Origin of the sequence: Candidatus Rhodoluna planktonica (genome assembly GCF_001854225.1) — a bacterium.
In the GTDB taxonomy this organism is placed as follows: domain Bacteria; phylum Actinomycetota; class Actinomycetes; order Actinomycetales; family Microbacteriaceae; genus Rhodoluna; species Rhodoluna planktonica.
This window is the reverse complement of record NZ_CP015208.1, coordinates 125,163-149,569: the sequence shown is the minus strand read 5'-3', so window position 1 is coordinate 149,569 and position 24,407 is coordinate 125,163. Positions and strand designations below refer to the sequence as shown.

Genomic DNA, 24,407 nt, shown 5'->3' with positions numbered 1-24,407 from the left:
CCATGGGAGCACTGCCTCGCACCGCAATCGGTAAATGGGGGTTTTATAGCACCGTCATTTTTGTGGTGCTATTCATCGCCGGCGCCTCTGATGTTGCTATGCCTTTTCCATCTTTTGTAATTTTCGGCATAGGCATCGCTGGCATGGTTTTGAATGTTGTGGCTTTCGTCAAGAAAGATCGCTCAGTGACCGGCATCCTGGTCGGTGCACTGGTTGGTGCGTTCATTATTTTTTGGCTCGGCGGCGAGCTGCTCTTCCCGCACTAATCCACAAGTTTCGCCGAGGCGGGTAGTGCTCTCCCAGCACAGGACCAACAGTTTGGCTTACTCGTGGAGAGTCTGAAACTACTGGGCCGAATTTATTTTTTGGGCTTGCCGTTACTTGGCTTGATTGTTGATTTGGTGAGATTGCCGAGCGGGTCTGAGAACTTGACCAGAGTCTGATGAGCCTTGGCGGCTGCCGGGTATTTTTTCGACAGCAACTTCAGCACAATAAGCAAAATTGGAAACCAGAATTTTTTCAAAATCCAACGCATTGCTAACTCACCAACTTTTCTAGTGCTGCTCGAAACCGCTCTGGGTCAATTTTCCAAAAATTGTGCACCAAACCGTTTATTTTGAGCACCGGAATTTCGTCGTGGTGAATGCGAAGCAGTTCTTCATCCTCGAGAATGTTTTGCTCGACGTAACTTATTTCAGCGGCCGGATTTTCTTGGCGGAATTGACTTATTACCTGATCAATCACTACGCGAGCATCGTCGCAAAGATGACACCCGGGCTTGCCAATCAGCATTAGTTCAATGTTCACCTTTTTAGCCTAGAGCCGCGGCGCGATTATGTGCAGCGCCAAAGTAAACTTGTCAGGTGCCGAAGACCCCCGCCAAAGCAACCCAAACCCCGGTTGCCTCTTCACCCAAGCAGGTGAAGAAAGTAGCTGTTGCCGCAGCTAAGCAGGGTCTGCCGTCTAAAAAAGAAAAAACTGAAGCCGCTTTTTTCGATGTCGACAACACTTTGCTGCGCGGTAGCAGCAGTTTCTTATTTGGTCGAGCGGCTTATGACAAAGGTTTTTTCAAGCGCCGAGATCTCTGGCGATTTGCTTGGCACCAATTTCGCTTCATCTGGCGCGGCGAGTCTGCCAAAACCCTGACCCAGATTAAAGACCGTGCTCTCGGTTTGGTTGCCGGACACAAGGTTGAAGAGTTGGGTGCATTAACCGAACTTGTTTTTGACGAATACATCACCCCCAAACTGTGGCCAGAAACCGTTCGGCTAGCCAAAGAACATGTTCAGGCTGGACGTGAGGTTTGGATTGTTACCGCAAGCCCGCAAGAAATTGCAGACATCATGGCAAAACGGCTCGGCCTGACAGGTGGTCTAGGAACCAACGTGGCCCGCAAGAATGGAATTTTGACCGGCAAACTAGAGGGCAAGGCCCTACACGGCAAGGCCAAAGCTCGTGCTGTTCGCCAACTGGCCAAAGAGCGAAACATCAGCTTGAAAAAATCTTTTGCGTACAGCGACAGCTGCAACGACTTGCCGATGCTAACCCTGGTTGGAAACCCGGTTGCGGTAAACCCAGACAAGACTCTGCTGGTGCACGCTCGCGCCGCCGGCTGGAAAATTTTGGATTTCAAAAAGCGCGAACTGCGCGCGAATCGCTGACCTATAACCACAGCCTCGACTCAGAGGTGCAGCCGTTACCACATCGCGCACTCTGACTTAAAGCAAAAACCCGCCTGACTTGGTCGGCGGGCTAAAGCTCGAATTCGAAGTTTTACTTCTTATTGCGACGCTGGTGGCGAGTCTTACGAAGCAACTTGCGGTGCTTCTTTTTAGACATACGCTTGCGGCGCTTCTTGATTACTGAACCCACAAAGACCTCACACTTATTGGTTGTCGCCCGAATTTAGGCGACGGGCAGATTTGTCTATCTTAGCCCAGCAAACAGTTGATGAACAACCTGAGTTCAATTGAACACCTTTGATAATTGGGCAAACCGTTCCCGATCCAGTGAATACCAAGCCCAGGTGCCCCGTTTTTCACGCGATACCAATCCGGCTTCGGCAAGTATCTTCAAGTGGTGACTTACGGTCGGCTGGGAAAGCTCAAGGGGTTCGACTAGATTGCAGACGCAAAGTTCCCCTTCGGGGCTATCGACCAGCATGCTGATTAGCCTGATGCGCACCGGATCAGCAACCGCCTTCAGTAGATTGGCTGTCGCGATAGCATCGCTTTTTGAGATTACCGAAGGGCTTGACGCAATTGCGCAAACTTCGCTCTTCTTGTTTAGCACCAGCGCTTTCGTAGCATTCATGTTGTTATTTCACCAGTTGTTCACCAATTCGAAGTAAACATCGATAAACATCGATGTAAATTGAAGGCAGATTTAGCGAAACGAGTAAATGTGCTTACGAAAACCGGCAGAGCCCTGGCCGCAGAATTTTTAGGCACCCTAACTTTGGTGGCTACCGTGATCGGTTCTGGAATTATGGGTCAGCTGCTTAGCAACGGCAATTCGGCCATTGCGCTACTGCTTAACACCGCAGCGACCACCATGGTGCTCTATTTACTAATTGCCAATTTGGGGCCAATTTCCGGCGCTCATTTCAATCCGGTCGTTTCTTTGATTTTCGTTATGCGTCGAAAAATTGAAATCGGTACCGGTTTGCTTTATTCAGTGGCACAAATCTTGGGGGCAATTCTGGGCGCTGCCCTAGCAAATCTAATGTTTGGTTTATCCGCAATTTCTATCGCGCAAAACAATCGCTTTGGTGCCAACCTTTGGTTGGCTGAAATCGTCGCAACCGCTGGCCTAATTTTGACAATTTTACTTACTCTCAAGTTCAATCAGGATTCGATTGCCCTGAACGTAGCAGCGTGGATTGGTGGCGCCTACCTTTTCACCTCATCAACCTCGTTTGCGAATCCGGCAGTGACGGTGGGCCGAATGTTTTCAAATTCGTTTGCCGGGATTGAACCTGCCTCAGTCGGACCATTCATTCTCGCCCAATTTTTCGGAGCGCTGGTTGGTTTGTTGATTTTTAAGTTTGTGCTCACCAAAAACTCAGTCAAAGCCAGAAAGGGCTAAAAATGTCAGACAAAAAAGCTTCGGTATTGTTCGTTTGCGTGCACAACGCAGGTCGCTCACAGATGGCCGCCGGATACCTTCAGCACTTAGCCGGCGACCGAATCGAAGTTCGTTCTGCAGGCAGCGAGCCAGGCAATGCGGTGAATCCTGCAGCGGTCGCAGCTATGCTCGAAGAGGGTATTGACATTAGCGCAGCGCAACCAAAGGTGCTCACCACCGAAGCAGTTCAGGCAAGCGACTATGTAATCACCATGGGATGTGGCGATGCCTGCCCATTCTTCCCGGGCAAGACTTACCTAGATTGGAAACTCGATGACCCTGCGGGTCAGGGTGTTGAGGCTGTTCGCCCAATTCGCGATGAAATTCGTGGCCTTATTGAAAATCTAATCGCCGAAATCGACGCCAAAGGCTAATTCTCTGCGGGAATAACATCTACATCACGCTTGTTCATTCTGGAAAGAATTCCCTGTAATTTCTGGAAAATTTACGCAATAATTTTCTAATTAGTAGCAGGCGATCTGACCGGAAGGCCTTCAGATGAGTTTTCGAACCAAGCATTTCCCCCAGCCAAAGCAGGACCGCGCCAAAGACACTGTCGATCTAGTTATCAAAGAAGCTGACAAGGCCATCAAGGCCGGCGGTGAGGCTGCAGTTCGCATCCAAGAAATTTCAAAAGCTGCCAAAGTTTCGATCGGTTCGATTTATCACCACTTTGGTGATCGAGATGGCCTAATCCGCGCGACCTATGTTCACAATTTTTCGACCGCGGTTCGCGAAGACATTAATCGTGTCAAGGCGTTTCATGAGCAAGATGCACACGACCCAAGAAATTGCATCGCACTACGACGAAATGCTCAGTTTTTTGACCGCACACTTCAATCGTTTGCCAGCTAGCGACCGTGCGTGCATCGTGGGCAACACCATGGGCCGACCAATGCTGCGCCAGGCACTAGCTGAAGTTCAAAACGAGCTGACCTCGGGTCTAACTGAAGTGATGGAAATTTTGCGCGATCGCAAGATGCTAAAGCCACACCTAACCCCGCGCTCAGCGGCGGTAATGGTACTGGGTATGCTGCACGGCAAGGTCGTTGCCGAACTGGACACTGACCCGATTCACGAACACGAATGGAACCAGGCCATGCTTAGCGCCTTCAGCGGTTTGTTCGTGATCGACAATCAACTGCGGGTTTAGTTAGCAGCTAATTCTTTGGCTCGCGCCAATGCGGCATCCGTTGCCTCAATGAACATCTCGGCCAAATCAGTCTGCTGCATTCGAGCAATAGCTCGTTCGGTTGTGCCATTGGGGCTAGTGACCTGACGACGCAGTTCGGCCGGAGATTTTTTCGAAGCGACCAGAAGTTCAGCGGCACCTAAAAATGTGTCGTTCACCAAAAGCGCCGCCTCAGCCTCGCTGAATCCCTTTTGAATGGCCGCTTGCGTGAGCTGCTCAATCAAGTAGAAAACATATGCCGGACCCGAACCAGAAATTGTGCTGAGCTCATCGATTTTGCTTTCGTCGAGAACCAAAACTTTTCCAACAGTTTCAAAAAGTTCAATGGCGATGGCTAGCTGCTCTTGGCTGGCCCGATCACCTGGGGCGATTCCGGTTACAGCCCGACCGACAATCGCCGGAGTATTTGGCATTGAACGAATAACCGCAACCGACTCCGGCAGCACCGATTGCATCGTTGCATTTGTAATTCCGGCAGCAACGCTGATGACCAGAGCATCTGGGTTCAGCGCATCGGCAATTTCAGTTAGTACGGCCGAGACATAGGCTGGCTTTACGCCGACTAAAACCACATCCGCGCCCTCAACGGCCTGGCGGTTCGCCTGATCTGAAGTCTCGAGGGCAAAGGCTTTTACCCCCAGCTGCTCGCGTTGCTTTTGAGCGCTGGCTTCAGACTTGGTGGTGACTGAAACGTGTTCTGCACTAAAGCCGGATGACAGCAATCCGGCGAGGATGGCGCCACCCATAGAACCGGAACCGATAATTGCGATGCGATTGATTTTCACAGGTTCAGTCTAGGTCGCAGGCACAAGGTAGTTTTGTTGCATGGCCGTAGCAAAAAGCAATTTCGTATGCAGTGAATGTGGCTGGCAAACCGCCAAATGGGTGGGCCGCTGTGGCGAATGCCAAGCCTGGGACACCATGACCGAAACCGCAGCCGGTGCCCGTGGCCTGGGCGCCGCCAAGCAGGTGCGCGCTGTTGCCATCGTTGGCTCAAATGCGGCAAAACCCATCACCGATGTCTCAACCGAACGAGTAACCGCTTGGTCAACTAAAGTTGCCGAGTTCGATCGAGTGCTAGGCGGCGGAATTGTGCCCGGAGCAGTAGTTTTACTCTCTGGCGAACCCGGTGTCGGTAAATCGACGCTGCTGCTCGAGGTGGCGGCAAACACCGCCAAGGCCGGCAAACGAGTTTTGTATGTCAGCGGAGAAGAATCGGTTGGCCAAATCAAGCTGCGAGCCGAACGCACAAATGCACTAAGCGACAACCTCTACCTAGCTAGCGAAACCGACCTGTCAACGGTGCTCGGGCAAATTGATGCTGTGTCTCCTGATCTGCTCGTGGTTGACTCAGTGCAGACTATTGCAGCCGCCGAAATAGATGGCGCAGCCGGCATGCCTTCGCAAATTCGCGAAGTTGCCGCAAACCTAATTCGGATTGCCAAAGAAAATTCGATGCCGGTTATTTTGGTAGGCCACGTCACCAAAGATGGCAACATTGCTGGGCCACGTGCACTCGAACATCTGGTTGATGTTGTCTGCCACTTCGAAGGCGACCGACAAACAAGTTTGCGGTTTGTGCGCAGCATGAAAAACCGTTTTGGCCCAACCGATGAAGTGGGCTGTTTTGAAATGACCGGCGAGGGCATCGTCGAGGTGCCAGACCCATCCGGGTTATTTTTGTCTCGCAGTGAAACCCCAATTTCAGGCACTTGCGTAACCGTAACGGTTGAGGGCAAGCGAGCACTTATTGCCGAGGTTCAAGCCCTTGTGGTCAAGTCGTCAAGTCCGCAACCGCGAAGGGTCACCAATGGTGTCGATTCATCTCGAGTCGCAATGCTGCTGGCAGTTTTAGAGCGCCGAGCCGGGCTGCGTGTTGGCGAACTAGATGTTTACGTTTCAACGGTTGGTGGGGTAAAACTTACCGAACCGGCAGCCGATCTAGCTATCGCCATCGCAATCGCGTCGGCCGTGCAAGATAAGCCAATCGCTCACAACCTGGTGGCCTTCGGTGAAATCTCACTGGCTGGCGAAATTCGCAAAGTCACCAACGACAAGGCCCGCACCAACGAGGCTTCGCGATTGGGTTTCACCAGGTCAGTAGACACTAAGGTCGGCGACCTCAGGGCAGCCTTGGCACTAGCCCTCAACTGGTAGCGCGTCGGTCTAGCCCTGATCTGCTAGCGCGTCGATCTCGGCAAAATATGACAGACAGATTTGCTACTGCAAAATGAACTGCGAGGTATTTTGCGAAATTACACCGTTCACCGTGACTTTAAGGTGATAGCTGGCGCCACCCGCGGTTACAACATCTTGCTCAGCACCGCATCCGGTTTCTGAAGAGTAAACGCGATACCAAATACCCAGTGGGCTGGTCAGAGTCTCGCCTTTTGGCACCGTTACTACTTGGTTAGTTAGACCGGTGGCGAAGCACTGCGATGAATCCCAGATTGTTTGGTCACCGCTGGTGACGGTGTACTGGGTCACCAGGGGCCCAACGTCAAAAGTGCAATCAACCGAGGATGTGTTGGTCAATTTGTAGCCAAAGTATGGGTAGCTGTCGAGGCTAAACGATGACTGTTCGCTTCCTGCCGAGTTGGCCACAATCGGCGCAATAGTAATAACGCCCGGTGCACAACTAGCCCCGGCTTGCGGGGTAACCCCATCTTCAGGGCCCTGGGGGTTAATCAGCCCAGCGACAAAGGCAAACAAGCTTGAAATTAGCACCCAAATAAGCCAGCCCAAAAGCACAACCACACCTAAAGCAATTAGCTGTCGGCGACGATAAACCGCCTTGGTGGGGCGGCCTCGGTTGGTTCTTGGATTGCTCATGTATTACAGGGTAGCCATTGCCAGGGCTAGACCACGCGAAGCATGCGAGTGTTGCCCAAAGTGTTTTGCTTTACGCGCGCCAAGTCTAGGAACTCGGCTACACCGTCGTCGTTTGAACGCACCATTTCAGCATAGGTTTCGGCATCGACTGGCACGTCTGAAATTGGCTCAAACCCGGCTCTCGCAAAAAATTCAACCTCGAAAGTTAGGCAAAAGATTCGCTTGATTCCCATGTCGGCCGCGCGCTGCACCAGGGCATCGAGAATTGCTTTACCTATGCCGTGGCCACGCAAATGCTCGGCAACAACCATTGAGCGAACTTCGGCAAGGTCTTCCCACATGACATGCAAAGCACCAGCACCAACCACAAAACCGTTTTCGTCTTCGGCAACCAAAAATTCGGGCACCGATTCGTAGAGTTGAACCAGTTCGTGGCCCAACAAAACTCGCGAACCTTCGAGCGGCTGACGCATAGCGTGAATCGATCGAACGTCGGCGGTTGTTGCTGGCCTAACTGTGATGCTGGTGTGAGTCATGCACTAAACGCTAGCGGTTTCGCGCTCTTTAGTGGTGAAGACAAACTCGCCATCGACAAAGTCGACCGAAACATCTGATGCGTTACGCAATTCGCCGTGCATGATCTTTTCAGACATGCGGTCTTCGATTTCACGCTGCACAGCGCGACGCAGTGGTCGGGCGCCCAGTGCTGGATCGAAGCCAATTTCGATTAGACGGTCTTTGGCAGCCTGCGAAATAACCAAGGTCATGTCGCGGTCTTCGAGACGCACAGCTAGACGCTTGATGAACAAGTCGACAATCTGCACCAACTCTGGCTTGCTTAGCTGTGGGAACACGATGGTCTCATCGACGCGGTTTAAGAACTCTGGCTTGAAACTCTTCTTGAGCTCTTCGTTGACCTTGCCCTTCATGCGCTCGTAGTCGTTCTCGGATGAACCTTCGAGAGTGAAGCCCATGGCGCCGCGAGCAATGTCGCGAGTTCCGAGGTTGGTGGTCATGATGATGATGGTGTTCTTGAAGTCAACCACGCGACCCTGACCATCGGTGAGGCGACCTTCTTCAAGGATCTGCAACAACGAGTTGAAGATGTCTGGGTGGGCTTTTTCGATCTCATCGAAAAGCACAACGCTGAACGGCTTGCGGCGAACCTTCTCGGTTAGCTGGCCGCCCTCTTCGAAACCAACGAAGCCTGGAGGGGCACCGAACAGACGCGAAACGGTGTGCTTCTCGCCGTACTCACTCATGTCTAGCGAGATAAGAGCGCCTTCATCGTCGAAGAGGAATTCGGCCAAAGCCTTTGCCAGCTCGGTCTTGCCGACGCCGGTTGGGCCGGCAAAAATGAACGAACCGGATGGACGGTTTGGGTCTTTCAAACCGGCGCGCTGACGACGGATTGAACGAGAAATGGCCTTGATGGCTTCTTCCTGACCGATGACGCGCTTGTGCAATTCGTCTTCCATGAAGATGAGCTTTGCGCTCTCTTCTTCGGTGAGTTTGAAAACAGGGATGCCGGTGGCCTGAGCCAAAACTTCGGCGATAACACCTTCGTCGACGATGCCCTGCTTGGCAACGTTGTTCGAGCGGTATTCTTTCTCTTTTTTCATACGCTCGGCAATAAGAGTTTTTTCACGATCGCGGGTTGCAGCAGCACCCTCGAAGTCTTGCGATTCGATAGCAAGTTCTTTTTCGCGCTTTAGTGCGGCAATCTGCTCATCGATTTCTTTCAACTCTGGTGGTGAAGAAAGAATTGAGAGACGCAAGCGCGCACCGGCCTCATCGATAAGGTCGATGGCCTTGTCTGGTAGGAAACGGTCGGTGATGTAGCGGTCTGAAAGCTGGGCGGCAGCAACGATTGCACCATCGGTGATGGACACCTTGTGGTGCGCCTCGTAGCGGTCACGCAGACCCTTCAAAATGTTGATGGCCATTGGCAGGGTTGGCTCATTGACCTGAACCGACTGAAAACGACGAACCAGAGCGGCATCTTTTTCGAAGTGTTTGCGGTACTCGTCGAGGGTGGTGGCACCAATGGTTTGCAGTTCACCGCGAGCAAGCAGCGGCTTCAAAATTGAAGCGGCGTCGATTGCACCTTCAGCGGCACCAGCACCAACCAGGGTGTGAATTTCATCGATGAAAGTGATGATGTCGCCGCGGGTGCGAATCTCTTTGGTTACTTTCTTGAGACGCTCTTCGAAATCTCCGCGGTAGCGGCTTCCGGCAATAAGTGAGCCCATGTCTAGGGTGTAAAGCTGCTTGCCTTTGAGGGTTTCTGGAACATTGCCCTGAACGATAGCCTGAGCGAGACCTTCGACTACAGCGGTCTTACCAACGCCTGGCTCACCAATCAAAACCGGGTTGTTCTTTGAGCGGCGCGAAAGAATTTGCATGACACGTTCGATCTCGCGTTCACGACCGACAACCGGGTCAAGTTTTCCTTCGGCGGCAGCCTGGGTTAGGTTTCGACCAAACTGGTCGAGAATTTGTGAACCTTTTTGCTTTTCGGCAGTTTCAGCGCCAACGCTGACAGTTTCTTTGCCTTCAAAACCCGAAAGCAACTGGATGACCTGCTGGCGAACTCGGTTAGTGTCGGCACCCAATTTGGTGAGCACCTGAGCAGCAACGCCCTCACCCTCACGAATTAGACCGAGAAGTAGGTGTTCGGTGCCGATGTAAGAGTGGCCAAGCTGAAGTGCCTCGCGCAGCGAAAGTTCGAGAACCTTTTTAGCGCGCGGAGTGAATGGGATGTGGCCGGTAGGCGCCTGCTGGCCCTGACCGATAATTTCTTGAACCTGCTCGCGCACGCCATCTAGGTTGATGCCAAGAGCCTCTAAGGCCTTGGCGGCTACGCCTTCACCCTCGTGGATAAGACCCAACAAAATGTGCTCGGTGCCGATGTAATTGTGATTAAGCAGTTTGGCTTCTTCTTGAGCCAGCACAACAACTCGACGAGCTTTGTCGGTAAATTTCTCAAACATCGTTACTCCTCAGACAGCTAATCAAATAGCGGTTCTGAAAAGATGCTAATTTGCGTGACAGCACAAAAATAGTGCTGTTCGCTGAGGGGATAACTGAGTTTTACTTGCCGCTCTTGGCGTTTTTGCTGGCCTCGGCTTCGCGAGCTTCGCGCATTTCCGCTTCCATCTTTTGGTAGACCGAACGCTCTTTGGCATCCGCTCTAAAAATGGAGCGCATCACGATGTAAAAAATCAAACCGACCAGAGCCGGCGGAATCAAACCGAGCAAGATTTCAACGAAAATGTTCATTAGGCCTCTAATCTAACTCGGGTTTCACAGACTGGCTAACCGTTATTGCACCGGTGCTGTTATTTAACCAGCGGGAACATGATGGTCTCGCGGATGCCCAGGCCGGTTAGTGACATGAGTAGTCGATCGATGCCCATGCCCATTCCGCCCGAAGGTGGCATACCAAACTCGAGAGCCTTCAAGAATTCTTCATCTAGCTTCATGGCCTCTGGGTCGCCGGCTGCAGCAAGTTGAACCTGCTCAACAAAGCGAGCCCGCTGAACGACAGGATCGACCAACTCGGAATAACCGGTGGCCTGCTCGTAACCGCGGATGTAGAGATCCCACTTTTCAACCACACCTGCTTTGCTGCGGTGATCGCGAGTAAGTGGTGAAGTGTCGACTGGAAAGTCGATGACAAAAGTTGGCTTCTCAAGCCCGGACTTCACGAAATGCTCCCACAACTCTTCGACGTACTTGCCGTGCAGCGGGTGCTCAATTTCAATTTCGACCGCGGCAGCCAATTTCTTGAGCTCGATAATTGGGGTTTCCGGAGTGATTTCTACTCCGGCAGCCGCAGAGAGAGATTCGTACATCGAGATTCGAGGCCATTCGCCGCCGAGGTCGTTTTCGGTGCCGTCATCGAGTTTCACCACGTGAGTACCAAAGACATCGAAGGCCGCATTTTGGATGAGTTTTTGGGTAAGGTCGGCGATGCTGTTGTAGTCGCCGTATGCCTGGTAAGCCTCGAGCATTGCAAACTCAGGCGAGTGAGTGCGGTCGGCACCCTCGTTTCTGAAGTTGCGGTTAATTTCGAAGACCCGATCAATGCCACCGACGACAGCGCGCTTCAAGAACAACTCTGGCGCGATTCGCAGGAACAGTTCGGTGTCAAATGCGTTTGAGTGCGTTTTGAAAGGTCGAGCCGAGGCGCCACCGTGAATGGTCTGCAGCATCGGAGTTTCAACTTCGATGAAGTTTTCGGCATCGAAGGTGCGACGCAAAGATTGCATTACCTTCGAGCGAATCTGCACGACCTCGCGAGCGCGATCGCGAACGATTAGGTCAACGTAGCGGTGACGAACTCGATATTCTTCACCAAGCTCATTGTGCATGTTTGGCAGCGGTCGAATGGTTTTGGCTGCCATTTGCCACTCTTCAACCAAAATTGAAAGCTCGCCACGTTTTGAGGTGATGACTTCACCGGCGACAAAAACATGGTCACCTAGGTCGGTAAGTTCTTTCCACTCCTCGAGCGCAGTTTCGCCGACCTTGTCGAGCGAGAGCATCGCCTGGATGCGAGTGCCGGTACCGGCTTGCAAGGTGGCAAAGCAAAGTTTGCCGGTGTTGCGTTGAAAAACAATTCTTCCGGCTAGGGCAACTTTTTTGCCGGTGGCCACATCAATTTCGAGATCTGGAAATTCGGCACGAACCTGATCAATGGTGTGAGTGATTGGCAGGCTAACCGGGTAAGCCTCGCCTTTTTCTAGTAGACGTTCACGCTTAGCTAGACGCACCGCAATTTGCTCGGGCAGGTCTTGTTCTTCGTTCTCATTCGAGACGATTTCGTCGCTCACGCGCACTCCTAAAAAATGATTTCGATATTGTCGATAAGTCTGGTTTTGCCGATTACTACCGCAACCAATAACAGGGCCCGACCGTGAAAATCTTCATCGAGGGGTTCAAAGGTTTCGGCATCAACCAGGCTGACGTAGTCAAGTTTAGCCTCTGGGCTACTTGATGAGCGGGTACCGTTTTCAGCCAGTGCCAATAATTGCTCTTGGGCAGTTTGCAAAGCCGCGTTTACTGAACTGGCGGCATCTCTTGCCAAACGTAAAGCTCGGAATATTTTTTCGGCGACATCGTGCTCGGATTCGCTCAAATAGGCGTTGCGGCTAGACATCGCCAGTCCACCCAATTCACGAACGGTTGGTGCCTCGACAATTTCGAGTCCCGGAAAATCGGCGACTGCCATGCGTCTGATCAAAAACAGTTGCTGCGCATCTTTCGCACCAAAAATGGCAATGTTTGGCTGCACTAATTCGAATAGTCGCGCAACGACGGTGAGCATGCCATCAAAGTGGCCGGGTCGGGCCGCACCCTCTAGCACGGCGCCAATCGGGCCAGCCTGTTTTGTTGGTTTTGCTTCTTCACCTTCGGTCAGTGCCGGGTAAATCTCGTCGACGGATGGGGCAAAAAGTAAATCGGTATTTTGCGATGACAATTTTTGGGCATCTGCTTCAAGCGTTCTTGGGTAGCGATCGAAATCTTCATTTTTACCAAACTGCAGCGGATTGACGAATATCGACGCGACTACGAAATCAGCCTTTTGCTGAGCTAGTTTTATCAGCGAAAGGTGCCCTTCATGCAAAGCCCCCATGGTCGGCACAAAAGCAACTTTCTTGCCGGCAGCTTTGGCGGCGGCGACCTGCTTGGCTAACTCTTTTGCCGAGGTAACCGTAATCATTCGCTCACCAATTTCGACTCGTCTAAACAACTCATGCCAGCAACTCATCTGGATCGATTGGTTGGTGCCCCAGCGCTAAGGCTTGCTCTACCGCGCTTCGCAGCAGCGGCGCCAGAATTGCGCGAGCATCGACGAGGCCGACTTCTTCAAGCAAACCGATTGACTGACTGACAATCATTTTTGAAAAATTATCGGCAACTGAGATTGCCTCGGCATATTTCTGGCGATTTTCTTCAGTGACCACAAAAGGTTCGCCGCCCATCTCAATTACTAACGCCTGCGCAATTGGGATAGCAACATTGGGGGCGGCAACGGCAAAAAAACTCTCGCGCAGTCGCGCAAGATCGATTGATGTGCCGGTGAAATTCATCGCCGGATGAATTGCCAACGGGATAACACCGGTCGCAATCGCCGGATCAAAAACCGAAAAACCGAAATCGGCGCTGGTGTGAGCCAACAACTGCCCCGGCTTAAATAAACCGGCTCGGGCAATTCCGGCGATAACCTCAACTAGCTGATCGGAGGGCAGCGCAAAAATTACAAAATCGGCGGCCTGCACCACTTGGGCCACGTCAAGCCGCGGCACCGCCGGCAAGAGTACTTCGGCACGTTCGATGTTCTTGGCCGAAGATGTTGAATAGCCAACCAGGTGGTGTCCGGCAGCGGCCAAAGCCTGGCCCAACACCGCGCCGACTGTGCCGGCACCAACAACACCAACCGTTAATCGACCGGTCATCCCTGTTGCACTCATGCTGCCGCCGGGTCTGAAGAATCGTCTTCAGGGATGCGGCAGAAACGCTCAACCACATAGCCGGCAACAGCCATCAAGAAACCGCCGACGAAGCCCCCAAGGTTTAACCAGATTGCCTCGGTTACCACCGGCGAGGTGAATTGGGCCCAAGCTAGACCGATGTGCCATCCGGCAAAAATTGTCCCGGCCAGCAAAATGGCTTTCGCCATCAGTAAAACTCGAACCGCATAAAACGGATTTACCCGCGGAGCCACTTTTTTGTCATTTAGTGATTTGCGGTATTTGAACAACGGAATTGCAGCAAGAACCTCAGCCGCGGCAATCAGCGGCAAGGTAACGATGATGTCTATGGTGGCGACCGGAATCGAAGAACCGGTGCCCACCAGGATCTCTGCGGTGATGTAACCGGCAGTAATGGCCGGCACGAACCAAGCGAGCAGATTTATAAATTTGGTGGGCTTCATTCTTTGACCACCACCTGACTGTGCATTGACTCGGCTAACTTAGCTACATTTCCGTGACCGGGCAGCACCGCCTCCGGGTCGAGTAGCGCCCAAGGAACCAGCACGAATGCGCGCTCAAAAGCACGAGGATGCGGGATAGTCAATTCTTTACCGGCTCGAAGCTCATCCCCGAAGGTCAAAATGTCGATGTCCAGAGTGCGCGAGCCCCACCGCTCGAGTCGAATTCGCCCGTGCTCTTTTTCAATTCGACGAATCTCGGTGAGCAATTCTTTTGGCTTGAGTTTGGTCTCGATGCGAGCTACCGCATTGATGTATGCCGGCATAGTTTCATCAACACCGTCGAGGGTTAGAGCCGCCGATTCGACAAAGGGTGAGCACACAACAGATGCGATTCCCGGGGTGGCCTCAAGAGCCTTCAATGCCGATTTCAGAGTTTTACGGCGTTTACCTAAATTACTTCCCAGAGCGAGATAGGCGATGGTTGCCATTAGTCATCCTCGTTTTTCGCGAGGTGTTTTGGACCTTCAGTTCGTTTGCCCTTGACCGTGACTGAAACGTCTTTAAATTCGTGGGCGATCGGTGCGTTTGGTTTATGCACCGTGACTTTTGCCTTCAGTACTGGCGATGAAGAACCACCCCACTCGAGGATAAGAAACAGGATGCGCTCGGCGAGCGTCTCGATGAGATCTACCGGTCTGCTCTTAGCATCGGCGACAATAGCATCGGCCAATTCGCCGTAGTGGACAGTAGCCGCGATGTCGTCATTTTCGGTTGCCTTTTCGGCATCAACCCACACCGTGGCGTCGATGAAAAAATCTTGACCCTGTTCTTTTTCAAATTCGAAAACGCCGTGGTGAGCGAAGACCCGCAGCCCGGTGAGTTTGATTTTGTGGATCATGGTTTAACTCTGCTCTGCCGAACGCAAGGCGGCAACTACTGAAATGGCGTCGTTGGTTGCAATTACGTTGTGCACCCGGATGCCCCACAGTTTTCGCTGCAGCAATAATGCCGTCAGAACCGCGGTTGCCACATCGCGCCGATCGTTACTGATGTTGGGCGACTCGGCCTCAAGGTCGGAATCAAGCACCCCGGCAATAAAACGTTTACGGCTGGCGCCAACCAAAATTGGATAGTTCAATTTTTCAATCTCGTCGAGCCTGGCCACGAGTTTCCAATTTTGCTCGATGTCTTTGGCGAAACCCAGACCGGGGTCGATGACAATTTGACTGGGTTTTACGCCGGCGGCAATCGCCGCCGCGATTTGAACTTCCAACTCGGTGGCAACATCGGTGGCAACATCTTTGTAGTTGGCCAGACTGTCCATGGTTTGCGAAAAACCTCGCCAGTGCGAGATCACCAAAGTTGCTTCGGTGCTGGCAGCAACACTGAACATTTGATCGTCGGCCTGGCCACCTGAAACGTCGTTGATGATTTTGGCACCGGCAGCAACTGCTGCTGCAGCGGTTTCGGCATTCATGGTGTCGATGCTCAACAAAACATCGGTTCGATTACTTGCGACCAGTTCAGCCACGATTGCTTCAATCACCGGGATGACGCGACCTGTTTCTTCGCTGACGCTGATGCGATTAGCTCCGGGTCGGGTTGACTCACCGCCGATATCGATGATGTCTGCGCCACCCATGATCAGCAAACGTGCGTGATCTAAGGCCGAGTCGACCGAGTTGAATTTTCCGCCATCGCTGAACGAGTCGGGGGTTACATTGAGAACCCCCATGACCAGTGGTTTTTGAAATTTTGCCTGTTTCACATCGGCCTACTTGGCAATCAGTGCCATGACCTCGGCTCGCGATGCCGGCTCGGCATAGCAACCCCGAGCAGCCATCGTGATGGTGTTGGCCTCGGGCTGTCGGGCGCCGCGCGAAACAACGCAGTGGTGGCGAGCCTGAACCACAACCACAACACCTTTGGTACCTAATCCACGTTCGAGGGCGTCGGCTATTTGAGCGGTTAGGTTCTCTTGCAACTGAGGTCGAGAGGCAACCAACTCAACCAATTTTGGCAACCGGCCAAGGCCGACCACTTTGTCGTCGGGTAGGTAGGCGATGTGAGCTGTGCCGGTAAACGGCAGCAGGTGGTGCTCGCACATTGATACAAAGTCAATGTCCTTCAGTATTACAACTTCGTTGTGCTCAGCCTCAAACGGTTCGGCCAGCGCCTCGGTCTCGTCAACATTTACGCCTTTGAAAAATTCTGCGTAAGACTGAGCAACCTTGTCGGGAGTAGCCAGAAGCTCTTGCCGGTTTGGGTCTTCACCGATCGCCGCCAAAAGTTCGACGACGGCATTTTTGATTCGCTGTTGATCAACCACGACTAGTCAGACTTTGGTTTTCGCGCCGCTCGAGGTTTGTTAGCCGCAGTTTCAACTGAGGTTTTTACCTTCGAATCAGTTGCCTTGACGGCGCGCTTTCGAGCTGGTTTGGCCGGTGCCTTATCGATTGCCAATTTTTCAGCTTCGGCTATTTTCGCGGCAGTTGAGCCTTTTTTAGGAATGGCAATCGGACCCTGTTTTGATACCGGGCGAGTCTTTTTTGAAAGCCAAACTGCGCGCTCTGGAAGTTTTTTAACCGGCTTAAAAATCCTGGCGATTTCTTCCTGCTGCAGAGTCTCTCGCTCCATCAGCTCTTTGGCTAGGGCATCAAGCACCTTGCGGTTTTGGGTAAGAGCACGATAGGCCTCATCGTGCGCCGCATCAAGAATGGCCCTGATTTCAGAGTCGATTTCTTGGGCGGTTGCCTCTGAATATTCACGTACCTGGCCCATGTCGCGACCGATAAACACCTCGCCGCCACCGGCAAAAGAAACAGCACCGACCTTTGAAGAAAAGCCATACTGGGTAACCATTTGACGAGCGATGTTGGTTGCCTTTTCAAAGTCGTTTGAGGCACCGGTGGTTGGGTCGTGGAAGACGATTTCTTCGGCGACACGACCACCCATGGCATAGGCGATTTGATCAAGCAGCTGATTGCGCGAAACCGAGTAGCGATCTTCAAGAGGCAGCACCATGGTGTAACCCAGGGCACGGCCGCGAGGCAAAATTGTCACCTTGGTTACCGGGTCGCTGTGGTTTAGAGATGCAGCCACCAGTGCGTGACCAGCCTCGTGATAAGCGGTGTTCAAACGTTCGCGATCTTGCATCAAACGCGACTTCTTTTGTGGCCCGCCGATTACGCGGTCGATGGCCTCATCCAAAGTTTCGTTGGTAATTTCTGATTCGTTTTGGCGAGCAGTTAGCAACGCAGCCTCGTTGAGCACGTTTGCCAAATCGGCACCGGTGAAACCCGGGGTGCGACGGGCAACCACGGCCAAATCGATGTCTTTGGCAAGCGGTTTGTTTTTGGCGTGCACGTTAAGAATTTGCTCGCGACCCTTGAGGTCTGGCGCGGTGACGCCAATTTGGCGGTCAAAACGACCGGGGCGAAGCAAAGCTGGGTCAAGCACATCAGGACGGTTGGTTGCCGCAATCAAAATTACGTTGGTCTTCGAGTCGAAACCATCCATCTCAACCAAAAGCTGGTTTAGGGTCTGCTCGCGCTCGTCGTTGCCGCCGCCGATGCCGGCGCCGCGCTGGCGACCAACCGCATCAATTTCGTCAACAAAGATGATTGCCGGAGCCGACTGCTTAGCCTGGTCAAACAAATCGCGAACACGGGATGCACCGACACCGACGAACATTTCGACAAAGTCAGAACCCGAAATAGAGAAAAATGGAACACCGGCCTCGCCAGCTACTGCCTTGGCGACCAGGGTTTTACCGGTTCCCGGAGGGCCGTAAAGCAAAACACCGCGCGGAATTTTTGCGCCGACCGCTTGGAATTTCTGGGGCTCTTTCAAGAACTCTTTAATTTCTTGTAATTCTTCAAGTGCCTCATCGACACCGGCAACATCGGCAAATGTGACGTTTGACTGCTCTTTGCTGATTAGCTTGGCGCGCGATTTACCGAAGTTCATTACTCGAGAATTGCCACCCTGCAGACCCGACATCAGGAACCAGAAAATGGCACCGATGATGATGAATGGCAGCAGAGTTCCTAACAGGGCCAGGTACCACGGTGTGGTTTGGACATCGTCGTTGTAACCGTCGGCGATGTTGGCGTCGGCAATAGCTTTGGTTACCTGAGTGCCGCGGGCCTTGACATAGTAGAACTGAACTTTGTCGCCATAGGTGGCATCGGCGTTTACCAAAACAATGTCGACGCGTTGATCGCGATCAAAAACTTTGACGCTCTTGGCCTTGCCGTCTTCAATAAGCTGCAAACCGTAGGCGGTGTCAACCTGCTTTATCGTCTGGCCGGTTGCGAAAGATGAGCCGATCATCAGCACCAGGATGGCTGCAGCAATCCAGATGAATGGACCTTGAAGAATCTTTTTGAAATTCATAACCGGGTTGTTCCCGTTGCCTTTCTAGGAGTAAACCGCTGGTGAGAGCACCGCAACATCTTTAAGGGTGCGGTAGCGTTCGGCGTAATCGAGGCCGTAGCCAACTACGAACTCGTTCGGAATATCAAAACCAACCCATGCGACATTTACTTCCACCTTGGCGGCATCCGGTTTGCGCAGCAGGGCCACGACCTTAACCGATGCTGCTCCGCGAGCCTCAAGATTGGCAATGAGCCAGCTGAGAGTTAGCCCTGAGTCGATGATGTCTTCGACGATAAGTACGTGACGGCCGATGACATCGGTATCTAAGTCTTTGAGAATTCGAACCACACCGGATGAGACGGTGCCCGAACCGTAAGAAGAAATTGCCATCCAGTCCATCTCGACTGGAATTTGCATTGCGCGTGACAGGTCGGCCATCACCATAACTGCGCCCTTGAGAACACCCAGCAACAGGGGCCTTTTGTCGGCGTAGTGCTGATCTAGTTCGGCGGCCAATTCGCTGATGCGAACTTTGATTTGCTCTTCGGTGACCAAGACTTTTTCAATGTCTTTTTCAACTGAACTTAGGTCCACTTAACAGGCTCCTGATTTGAGGGTTTTGGTGGTTTTCAATGTGATTGATTCACCCGTGCGTTCTACTCTAACGCCTGGAAGGGTTAGCGGTTTTTGCCCGTGCCAGTCATCCACAAGAGCATCAACGGCGAGGATGTGGACTCGAGCAAATTCGGGTGCAGCCAACTTTTGTAAAGCCAGAGCGAAAACCCGATGGCGGATAGCGAGTGGTAGGTCCTTGAAACGCGGCACCGAGAAGATGATTTGGGTTGCCTGCAACCGAGCCACTTCGCTAAACGCCGCGTTTGCTAATTGCGATAAAACCTCGTCATCTTCACGTAGCGAATCAGCGGTTCGAGTCAGTGCCAAGGAAATGCCTGGCCCAAGTTCATTTTCAAGCATCGGCAAAATTACGTTGCGAACCTTAACCCTGGTGTATGCCAGATCATGATTCATCGGGTCTAACCATGGTTGCAGCCCAGAGTCTTCGCAAAACTTTTGAACAGTTTCGCGGCTGATTCGAAGCAATGGCCGTAAGTAGATTCCGTTACGAACAGCCATGCCGTTTAGCGATCGAGCCCCAGAACCGCGAGCTAAACCGAGCAGCACGGTTTCCGCCTGGTCATCGAGAGTGTGCCCGAGCAAAACAAATTTGGCGTTCAACAAACGGGCGAGATTTTCAATTTCAAGGTAGCGAGCTTCTCGAGCTGCAGCCTCGGGGCCGCCTGCCTTGCCAACTTGAACAGTTGCTACCGTTGCTGACTCATAACCCAGAACTTGCAACTTCGACAGGGTCTGCTGCGCAACCTCGGCCGAACCCGCTTGCATCTGATGGTCGACAGTGATGCTGGCAATTTTCAGCCCAGCACGCGGCCCTTCAAAGGCCAAGGCCGCCGCCAACGCCAACGAGTCGGGGCCACCAGAACACGCCACCAAAATTAAATCGCCGGCAACCGCCTGATGATCGCGCAGTGTTTCGCGCACGGCTCGACGCACATCCGCAATGGCAGGAGTCAATCTTGGTCGGCTAGGCACGGCATCTTTCGGTATTCTTATCCAGAAAAGTTCATTAGCCATAAGCCTATTGAGGAGACCCATGGGTTACGAAGCAGTAATTGAGATTCCGCGCGGCAGTCGAAACAAATATGAAATCGACCACGAGACCGGTCGCGTTCACTTAGACCGCGTGCTTTTCACCCCATTTGTCTACCCAATCGACTACGGCTACTTTGACAACACTCTCGGTGGCGATGGAGACCCGCTTGACGCACTGGTTATCCTCGAGTACCCGGTTTACCCCGGTGTAGTGGTAAACGTTCGCCCAGTTGGTTACCTAACCATGGAAGATGACGGCGGAGTAGACGAGAAGGTCATTTGCGTATTGACCAAAGACCCTCGCTACGCACACATTCAAGACATCGACGATGTGCCAGCACAGACCAAGAATGAACTCAAGCACTTCTTCGAGCACTACAAAGACCTTGAGCCAGGCAAATGGGTCAAGGTTGGCGATTGGGCCGGTCGTGAGGCAGCTGAAAAGCTAATCAAAGAGGCACAGGAGCGCTTCAAAACTGAAGGTCACTAAGCGGCAAATTTTATATCCCCTCGGGCAGATGGCTCGAGGGGATTTTTTTCATTGGCTTGGATTGTTAGCGGCTAGGCCGAAGGTCGGCCAGCGTAAGGGAATAGTTCCCCGAAACGAACCGGAACAATACGCACTGTTCGGGCCGGGTTCGGTGACTCAAGCATCATGTCGCCGCCCAGATAAATTGCCACGTGATATTTATCTCCGTTGAAGGCGCTCTCCTGGGTCCACCAAATTAGGTCACCTGGTTGCCACTGACTCAGCGGCACAAGTTTGCGTCCGGCTGCCATGTTGTTGAACTGATTGGTTGCCGAGTGGGTACCGATGTAAATTCCGGCGGCTGAGTAGGCTGCCTTTGTGATGCCAGAGCAATCCCAAACATCTGGACCCATGCCACCGAGCACATAGCGCTCACCCAGTTGCTGTTTCGCAAAATCGATTGCCACCGCCACCTTGTCGGTGTTTGGTGCGCCAACCTCGTAAAGCTCAGGAGCTATCGGCTTGGATTTACCAGCGTTCTGACGCGCTTCGGCCGCTAGACCTTCTGCGCGCTGACGTTCTAGATCTGCTGCGGTGTTTCTGAGTGCCGCCAACTGCGCGTAGAAGGTGCGGTTCAATCGATTGTTTTCGTCAACCTTGGCCTGAACCGCACTGGCTGCATTAGCAGCCTCGGTAAAGGCAGCTTTAGCAACCGCGGCCTTATCAGCTAGCTCATCCTTGGCCACATTTAGCTCATCGGTGAGCGCCTGGGCAGCAAGTTTTTTCTCAATTGATTTGCGATAAATTTCATCGTTTTGCTGAGCCAATTTTTCTTGCGCGCCCAACTGGTAAAGCAAATCATCGGCCTCGCCCGAATTTAAAAATAGGTTCAACGCGGTTCCGCCAGAACCGTCGCGATACATCTGTGAGGCAATCTGGCCAAGCTGCTGCTGCGCCTGCTCAGCGGCCGCATTGGCGGCATCGGCTTGGCTCTGCAGCGAGTTCACTTTCGCCTGTACCGCGTCTACTTCATCCTGAGCTTGGTTGAAGGCTTCGCCTTTAATTTGCGCTACGCGACCCAGTGCAGCTGCCTCGGTGGCCAAATCTTGAATAATTTTTTCAAGACGCGCAATCATCTCTTTTTTAGCGGTGACGCTTCGTTTGGCCGCATTAACTTCGGCCTGACTTGGATAGCTGGGAACGGCCCAGGATGGTGCAATTGCGGTGCCGGTTGCAATCAAGCCCGCAACCACCGAGGTGGTAATTAGGGCACGAGTTAACCGACGATTCATGCTTCGAAAATAACACGAAAGTTTCAAGAATGGCTTGAAGCTTTAAATCTCAGGTTGCGGCAACGGCGTTTCAGCGACTATTCTTTTACCTCGGTGCTATGAAGTATCACTTTGTAGGCCCCATCGTTTAGTGGCCTAGGACGCTGCCCTTTCACGGCAGTAGCACGGGTTCGAATCCCGTTGGGGTCACCAAGGATGTAGCACCACTAGGTCCTGTAGCGCAGTTGGTTAGCGCGCCGCCCTGTCACGGCGGAGGTCGCGGGTTCAAGTCCCGTCAGGATCGCTTCACTAGGAGCCCTTCATTAGAGGGGCTTTTATTGAATCGGGCAGTTTCTGCTCGAGGCTCTGTAGCTCAGTTGGTAGAGCGAACGACTGAAAATCGTTAGGTCACCGGATCGATGCCGGTCGGAGCCACTGAACCCCACGACTTCTCACGAGCGTGGGGTTCTTTACTTTTCGGCCAACTTGCTGGCTTAGGCTTGAGGAATGACTACCTCTGTTTCAGCCCTAATCGTTAATTCAGCTAATGCGCCGCTAATTCGAGGCACCATCGAACGCCGCACGGTCGGCCCCAAAGATGTTCGCTTGAGCATTTCTTATTCGGGCATTTGCCACTCAGACGTTCACCAGGCACGCTCAGAGTGGGGAAACGACATTTTTCCAATGGTGCCAGGGCACGAAATTATCGGCGAGGTTGTTGAAGTTGGCACCGAGGTCGACAAATTCAAGGTTGGCCAAACCGTTGGCGTGGGTGTTTTCGTTGACAGCTGCCGCGAGTGCGATGCCTGCAAGGCAGATCAAGAAAGCTACTGTGAGCGCGGCCCGGTTGGTGCCTACAACGATCGCTCATACGAGGGTGACGTGCAATTTGGTGGCTACTCGGGCGAGATTGTGGTTGACCAGCATTTCGTGCTGCACATCCCCGAGGGCCTAAATTTGGCCGAGGCAGCTCCGCTACTTTGCGCGGGCATCACCGTTTATTCACCGCTGCGACACTGGGGTGCCGGCAAAGGTAAAAAAGTTGCCATTTTGGGCATGGGCGGACTCGGTCACTTGGCAGTCAAATTTGCGGTTGCCATGGGCGCCGAGGTCACCGTGCTGGGCCATTCACTAAAGAAAAAGGATGACGCGTTAGCCTTCGGCGCAGTCGATTATCGGTCGACCAATGACCCAGAAACTTTCAAAGATTTTGCCAAGAAATTTGATTTTATTTTGAACACCACCAGCGCCGATGTAGATGTTGATGCGCTGCTAAACATGATCAAGCTAGACGGTTCACTTGTCTTTGTCGGCCTCCCCGAGAAAAGCCAAAGCCTAAACATTTTCAGCCTGACTCTAGGTCGTCGATCGATGGCCGGATCTTCAGTTGGTGGTCAGCGAGAAATTCAAGAAATGCTCGAATTTGCCGCCGAGCACCAGATTGGCGCCAACATCGAACTGCTGGACGCAACCGATGTAGACAGCATCAACACAGCCTGGAACCGCGTGGTTTCATCCGATGTTCGCTACCGCTTCGTAATTGACGCAAAAACTATCTAGTCGAAATCTCAATTTTGATTAGGGGCCAGCGATGAACTTGACCGTGCTGCTTGGGCTGCTGACGGCAGTTTCGTACGGTGCCGCCGATTTCTTTGCTGCCATAGCATCGAGACGGATAAAAGTTGTTGTCGTCACCGCAGCTGCATCGTTTTCAGGATTGATGTTGCTGCTGTTGCTGTCACCTTTTATGGGCGCCAGTTTCAGTGCGGACACCTTCTTTTGGGGTTTTACCGCTGGCCTTTTTTCGGTGGTTGCACTGTTGGCCCTGTATGCGTCTTTGGCAATCGGCCCAATATCCATTGTCTCGCCACTTGGAGCACTGGTTTCGGCGATTGTGCCAGCGCTGATTGGCGTTGGTTTTTTAGGCGAAAACTTTAACGCGCTCGGTTGGTTGGCGATCGCCATAGCTCTGCTGGCGGTTGTTCTGGTTGGTTTCATCCCGGGCGAGCACGTCGAAAAACCAAAGTTGAAAGCTTTGCTGCTAGCGATTCTGGCTGGCTCGGCAATCGGCCTAGCGGTTTCTTCGCTGGCGCAGTCACCGCACGATTCGGGTATCGGCCCAATCATTTTGATGCGTGCGACAGCGGCTATTGGGCTGACAATAATTGCAACCGTGGTGTTCTTCAGAAAGCGATCCTTGGTTGCTGAGGCTTTTTATTCTGACCAAAGCTCTAATTCGGCGAGCGCCTCCACCCCATCCAAACTGGATGTCAAGATTTGGCTAACCGTGGCCATGGCTGGTTTTCTAGATGCGGCAGCCAACATTTTGTTTACCCTGGCCTCGCGCACCGGCAGCCTGACCGTGGTTGGGGTGCTCACCGCGCTCTATCCGCTCGGCACAATTTTGCTAGCCCGAATTATTCTCAAAGAGCACGTCGCTCGTATTCAACAGGTTGGAATTGCGCTGACTCTAGTGGCCAGTACCCTGCTTGCTGTGGCTTAGTGCCCAACCGCGGGCGAAGTTAG

31 protein-coding genes and 3 tRNA genes are annotated in these 24,407 nt (G+C 52.6%); 13 read left to right on the top strand and 21 right to left on the bottom strand.

Going from position 1 to position 24,407, the window contains the following annotated elements:
* Positions 1 to 2 precede the first annotated feature (2 nt).
* A complete protein-coding gene (locus A4Z71_RS00755) occupies positions 3 to 266 on the top strand; it encodes a hypothetical protein (protein WP_070954095.1) in 264 nt (87 codons plus the stop codon).
* Between the two features lie 92 nt (positions 267 to 358).
* Here the strand turns inward: A4Z71_RS00755 and A4Z71_RS07070 are convergent, their stop codons facing one another.
* Both A4Z71_RS07070 and A4Z71_RS00750 read right to left on the bottom strand, forming a co-directional pair.
* Positions 359 to 535 (bottom strand): hypothetical protein, encoded by a 177-nt coding sequence (locus A4Z71_RS07070; RefSeq protein WP_158512762.1) that lies wholly within the window; start codon positions 533 to 535, stop codon positions 359 to 361.
* 2 nt (positions 536 to 537) lie between these two features.
* A complete protein-coding gene (locus A4Z71_RS00750; protein ID WP_236858539.1) occupies positions 538 to 807 on the bottom strand; it encodes a glutaredoxin family protein in 270 nt (89 codons plus the stop codon).
* Between the two features lie 56 nt (positions 808 to 863).
* On the opposite strand from A4Z71_RS00750, the gene A4Z71_RS00745 reads away from it, so the two are divergent.
* Complete coding sequence (locus A4Z71_RS00745) at positions 864 to 1,661, top strand: HAD family hydrolase (protein WP_084028360.1); 798 nt, start codon at positions 864 to 866, stop codon at positions 1,659 to 1,661.
* A 112-nt stretch (positions 1,662 to 1,773) separates the two neighbouring features.
* On the opposite strand, the gene A4Z71_RS06950 is transcribed toward A4Z71_RS00745, so the two are convergent.
* Together A4Z71_RS06950 and A4Z71_RS00740 are read right to left on the bottom strand one after the other, a co-directional pair.
* Positions 1,774 to 1,872 (bottom strand): 30S ribosomal protein bS22, encoded by a 99-nt coding sequence (locus tag A4Z71_RS06950; RefSeq protein WP_005504750.1) that lies wholly within the window; start codon positions 1,870 to 1,872, stop codon positions 1,774 to 1,776.
* A gap of 93 nt (positions 1,873 to 1,965) precedes the next feature.
* Positions 1,966 to 2,313 (bottom strand): ArsR/SmtB family transcription factor, encoded by a 348-nt coding sequence (locus tag A4Z71_RS00740; protein ID WP_070954094.1) that lies wholly within the window; start codon positions 2,311 to 2,313, stop codon positions 1,966 to 1,968.
* 60 nt (positions 2,314 to 2,373) lie between these two features.
* Between A4Z71_RS00740 and A4Z71_RS00735 the strand changes: the two genes are divergently transcribed.
* From A4Z71_RS00735 to A4Z71_RS00720, 4 genes are all read left to right on the top strand, one after another.
* Positions 2,374 to 3,087, top strand: coding sequence for an aquaporin (locus tag A4Z71_RS00735; RefSeq protein WP_236858538.1), 714 nt, complete (start codon positions 2,374 to 2,376; stop codon positions 3,085 to 3,087).
* Positions 3,088 to 3,089: 2 nt separating this feature from the next.
* The gene (locus tag A4Z71_RS00730) at positions 3,090 to 3,500 is read left to right on the top strand and encodes an arsenate reductase ArsC (protein WP_070954093.1); all 411 of its coding nucleotides are present in this window, start codon (positions 3,090 to 3,092) and stop codon (positions 3,498 to 3,500) included.
* 124 nt (positions 3,501 to 3,624) lie between these two features.
* Complete coding sequence (locus A4Z71_RS00725) at positions 3,625 to 3,981, top strand: TetR/AcrR family transcriptional regulator (RefSeq protein WP_070954092.1); 357 nt, start codon at positions 3,625 to 3,627, stop codon at positions 3,979 to 3,981.
* Entirely contained in the window at positions 3,890 to 4,279 is a 390-nt protein-coding gene (locus A4Z71_RS00720; RefSeq protein WP_158512761.1) for a hypothetical protein, read from the top strand. Before A4Z71_RS00725 ends, A4Z71_RS00720 begins: the two co-directional genes overlap by 92 nt.
* On the opposite strand, the gene proC is transcribed toward A4Z71_RS00720, so the two are convergent.
* Entirely contained in the window at positions 4,276 to 5,103 is an 828-nt protein-coding gene (gene proC / locus A4Z71_RS00715; RefSeq protein WP_418219382.1) for a pyrroline-5-carboxylate reductase, read from the bottom strand. The two genes, A4Z71_RS00720 and proC, sit on opposite strands and share 4 nt — an antisense overlap.
* 40 nt (positions 5,104 to 5,143) lie before the next feature.
* Between proC and radA the strand changes: the two genes are divergently transcribed.
* Positions 5,144 to 6,475, top strand: a complete 1,332-nt coding sequence (radA, locus tag A4Z71_RS00710) for a DNA repair protein RadA (protein WP_070954090.1) — start codon at positions 5,144 to 5,146, stop codon at positions 6,473 to 6,475.
* Between the two features lie 63 nt (positions 6,476 to 6,538).
* Here radA and A4Z71_RS00705 read toward each other — a convergent pair whose 3' ends face one another.
* From A4Z71_RS00705 to tilS, 15 genes are all read right to left on the bottom strand, one after another.
* Positions 6,539 to 7,150 carry a hypothetical protein gene (locus A4Z71_RS00705; protein ID WP_070954089.1) on the bottom strand — a complete coding sequence of 204 codons (612 nt, stop codon included), beginning with the start codon at positions 7,148 to 7,150 and terminating at the stop codon, positions 6,539 to 6,541.
* Positions 7,151 to 7,176: 26 nt separating this feature from the next.
* Positions 7,177 to 7,686 (bottom strand): amino-acid N-acetyltransferase, encoded by a 510-nt coding sequence (locus A4Z71_RS00700; RefSeq protein WP_070954088.1) that lies wholly within the window; start codon positions 7,684 to 7,686, stop codon positions 7,177 to 7,179.
* A 3-nt stretch (positions 7,687 to 7,689) separates the two neighbouring features.
* On the bottom strand, positions 7,690 to 10,143 hold the full coding sequence (locus tag A4Z71_RS00695) for an ATP-dependent Clp protease ATP-binding subunit (RefSeq protein WP_070954087.1): 2,454 nt from the start codon (positions 10,141 to 10,143) through the stop codon (positions 7,690 to 7,692).
* 100 nt (positions 10,144 to 10,243) lie between these two features.
* Positions 10,244 to 10,432, bottom strand: a complete 189-nt coding sequence (locus tag A4Z71_RS00690) for a hypothetical protein (protein ID WP_070954086.1) — start codon at positions 10,430 to 10,432, stop codon at positions 10,244 to 10,246.
* A 59-nt stretch (positions 10,433 to 10,491) separates the two neighbouring features.
* Positions 10,492 to 11,988, bottom strand: a complete 1,497-nt coding sequence (gene lysS, locus A4Z71_RS00685; protein ID WP_084028470.1) for a lysine--tRNA ligase — start codon at positions 11,986 to 11,988, stop codon at positions 10,492 to 10,494.
* 8 nt (positions 11,989 to 11,996) lie between these two features.
* Positions 11,997 to 12,926 carry a pantoate--beta-alanine ligase gene (panC, locus tag A4Z71_RS00680; RefSeq protein WP_236858537.1) on the bottom strand — a complete coding sequence of 310 codons (930 nt, stop codon included), beginning with the start codon at positions 12,924 to 12,926 and terminating at the stop codon, positions 11,997 to 11,999.
* Positions 12,910 to 13,629, bottom strand: coding sequence for a DUF2520 domain-containing protein (locus tag A4Z71_RS00675; RefSeq protein WP_070954083.1), 720 nt, complete (start codon positions 13,627 to 13,629; stop codon positions 12,910 to 12,912). Before A4Z71_RS00675 ends, panC begins: the two co-directional genes overlap by 17 nt.
* Positions 13,626 to 14,093 (bottom strand): DUF3180 domain-containing protein, encoded by a 468-nt coding sequence (locus A4Z71_RS00670; RefSeq protein ID WP_070954082.1) that lies wholly within the window; start codon positions 14,091 to 14,093, stop codon positions 13,626 to 13,628. The genes A4Z71_RS00675 and A4Z71_RS00670 overlap by 4 nt, the downstream gene beginning before the upstream one ends.
* Entirely contained in the window at positions 14,090 to 14,581 is a 492-nt protein-coding gene (gene folK, locus A4Z71_RS00665; RefSeq protein WP_070954081.1) for a 2-amino-4-hydroxy-6-hydroxymethyldihydropteridine diphosphokinase, read from the bottom strand. Before folK ends, A4Z71_RS00670 begins: the two co-directional genes overlap by 4 nt.
* Entirely contained in the window at positions 14,581 to 14,991 is a 411-nt protein-coding gene (gene folB, locus A4Z71_RS00660) for a dihydroneopterin aldolase (protein ID WP_070954080.1), read from the bottom strand. The genes folK and folB overlap by 1 nt, the downstream gene beginning before the upstream one ends.
* A gap of 3 nt (positions 14,992 to 14,994) precedes the next feature.
* On the bottom strand, positions 14,995 to 15,828 hold the full coding sequence (folP, locus tag A4Z71_RS00655) for a dihydropteroate synthase (RefSeq protein ID WP_070955170.1): 834 nt from the start codon (positions 15,826 to 15,828) through the stop codon (positions 14,995 to 14,997).
* A 39-nt stretch (positions 15,829 to 15,867) separates the two neighbouring features.
* Entirely contained in the window at positions 15,868 to 16,422 is a 555-nt protein-coding gene (folE, locus tag A4Z71_RS00650) for a GTP cyclohydrolase I FolE (protein WP_070954079.1), read from the bottom strand.
* 2 nt (positions 16,423 to 16,424) lie between these two features.
* A complete protein-coding gene (gene ftsH / locus A4Z71_RS00645; protein WP_070954078.1) occupies positions 16,425 to 18,491 on the bottom strand; it encodes an ATP-dependent zinc metalloprotease FtsH in 2,067 nt (688 codons plus the stop codon).
* 24 nt (positions 18,492 to 18,515) lie between these two features.
* Entirely contained in the window at positions 18,516 to 19,067 is a 552-nt protein-coding gene (hpt, locus tag A4Z71_RS00640) for a hypoxanthine phosphoribosyltransferase (RefSeq protein ID WP_070954077.1), read from the bottom strand.
* Positions 19,068 to 20,123 (bottom strand): tRNA lysidine(34) synthetase TilS, encoded by a 1,056-nt coding sequence (gene tilS / locus A4Z71_RS00635; RefSeq protein ID WP_193402153.1) that lies wholly within the window; start codon positions 20,121 to 20,123, stop codon positions 19,068 to 19,070. It lies immediately after the preceding gene.
* A 19-nt stretch (positions 20,124 to 20,142) separates the two neighbouring features.
* On the opposite strand from tilS, the gene A4Z71_RS00630 reads away from it, so the two are divergent.
* Positions 20,143 to 20,631 carry an inorganic diphosphatase gene (locus A4Z71_RS00630; protein WP_070954076.1) on the top strand — a complete coding sequence of 163 codons (489 nt, stop codon included), beginning with the start codon at positions 20,143 to 20,145 and terminating at the stop codon, positions 20,629 to 20,631.
* A 71-nt stretch (positions 20,632 to 20,702) separates the two neighbouring features.
* Here A4Z71_RS00630 and A4Z71_RS00625 read toward each other — a convergent pair whose 3' ends face one another.
* Positions 20,703 to 21,902, bottom strand: coding sequence for a C40 family peptidase (locus A4Z71_RS00625; protein WP_070954075.1), 1,200 nt, complete (start codon positions 21,900 to 21,902; stop codon positions 20,703 to 20,705).
* A 116-nt stretch (positions 21,903 to 22,018) separates the two neighbouring features.
* Here A4Z71_RS00625 and A4Z71_RS00620 point away from each other — a divergent pair.
* From A4Z71_RS00620 to A4Z71_RS00600, 5 genes are all read left to right on the top strand, one after another.
* Positions 22,019 to 22,094, top strand: a tRNA-Glu gene (locus A4Z71_RS00620).
* A gap of 17 nt (positions 22,095 to 22,111) precedes the next feature.
* Positions 22,112 to 22,185: transfer RNA gene (locus A4Z71_RS00615), tRNA-Asp, on the top strand.
* 58 nt (positions 22,186 to 22,243) lie between these two features.
* Positions 22,244 to 22,316 (top strand) — tRNA-Phe (locus A4Z71_RS00610).
* A gap of 72 nt (positions 22,317 to 22,388) precedes the next feature.
* Positions 22,389 to 23,441 (top strand): NAD(P)-dependent alcohol dehydrogenase, encoded by a 1,053-nt coding sequence (locus A4Z71_RS00605; RefSeq protein ID WP_070954074.1) that lies wholly within the window; start codon positions 22,389 to 22,391, stop codon positions 23,439 to 23,441.
* Positions 23,442 to 23,472: 31 nt separating this feature from the next.
* A complete protein-coding gene (locus tag A4Z71_RS00600; protein ID WP_070954073.1) occupies positions 23,473 to 24,384 on the top strand; it encodes an EamA family transporter in 912 nt (303 codons plus the stop codon).
* Positions 24,385 to 24,407: the final 23 nt, after the last annotated feature.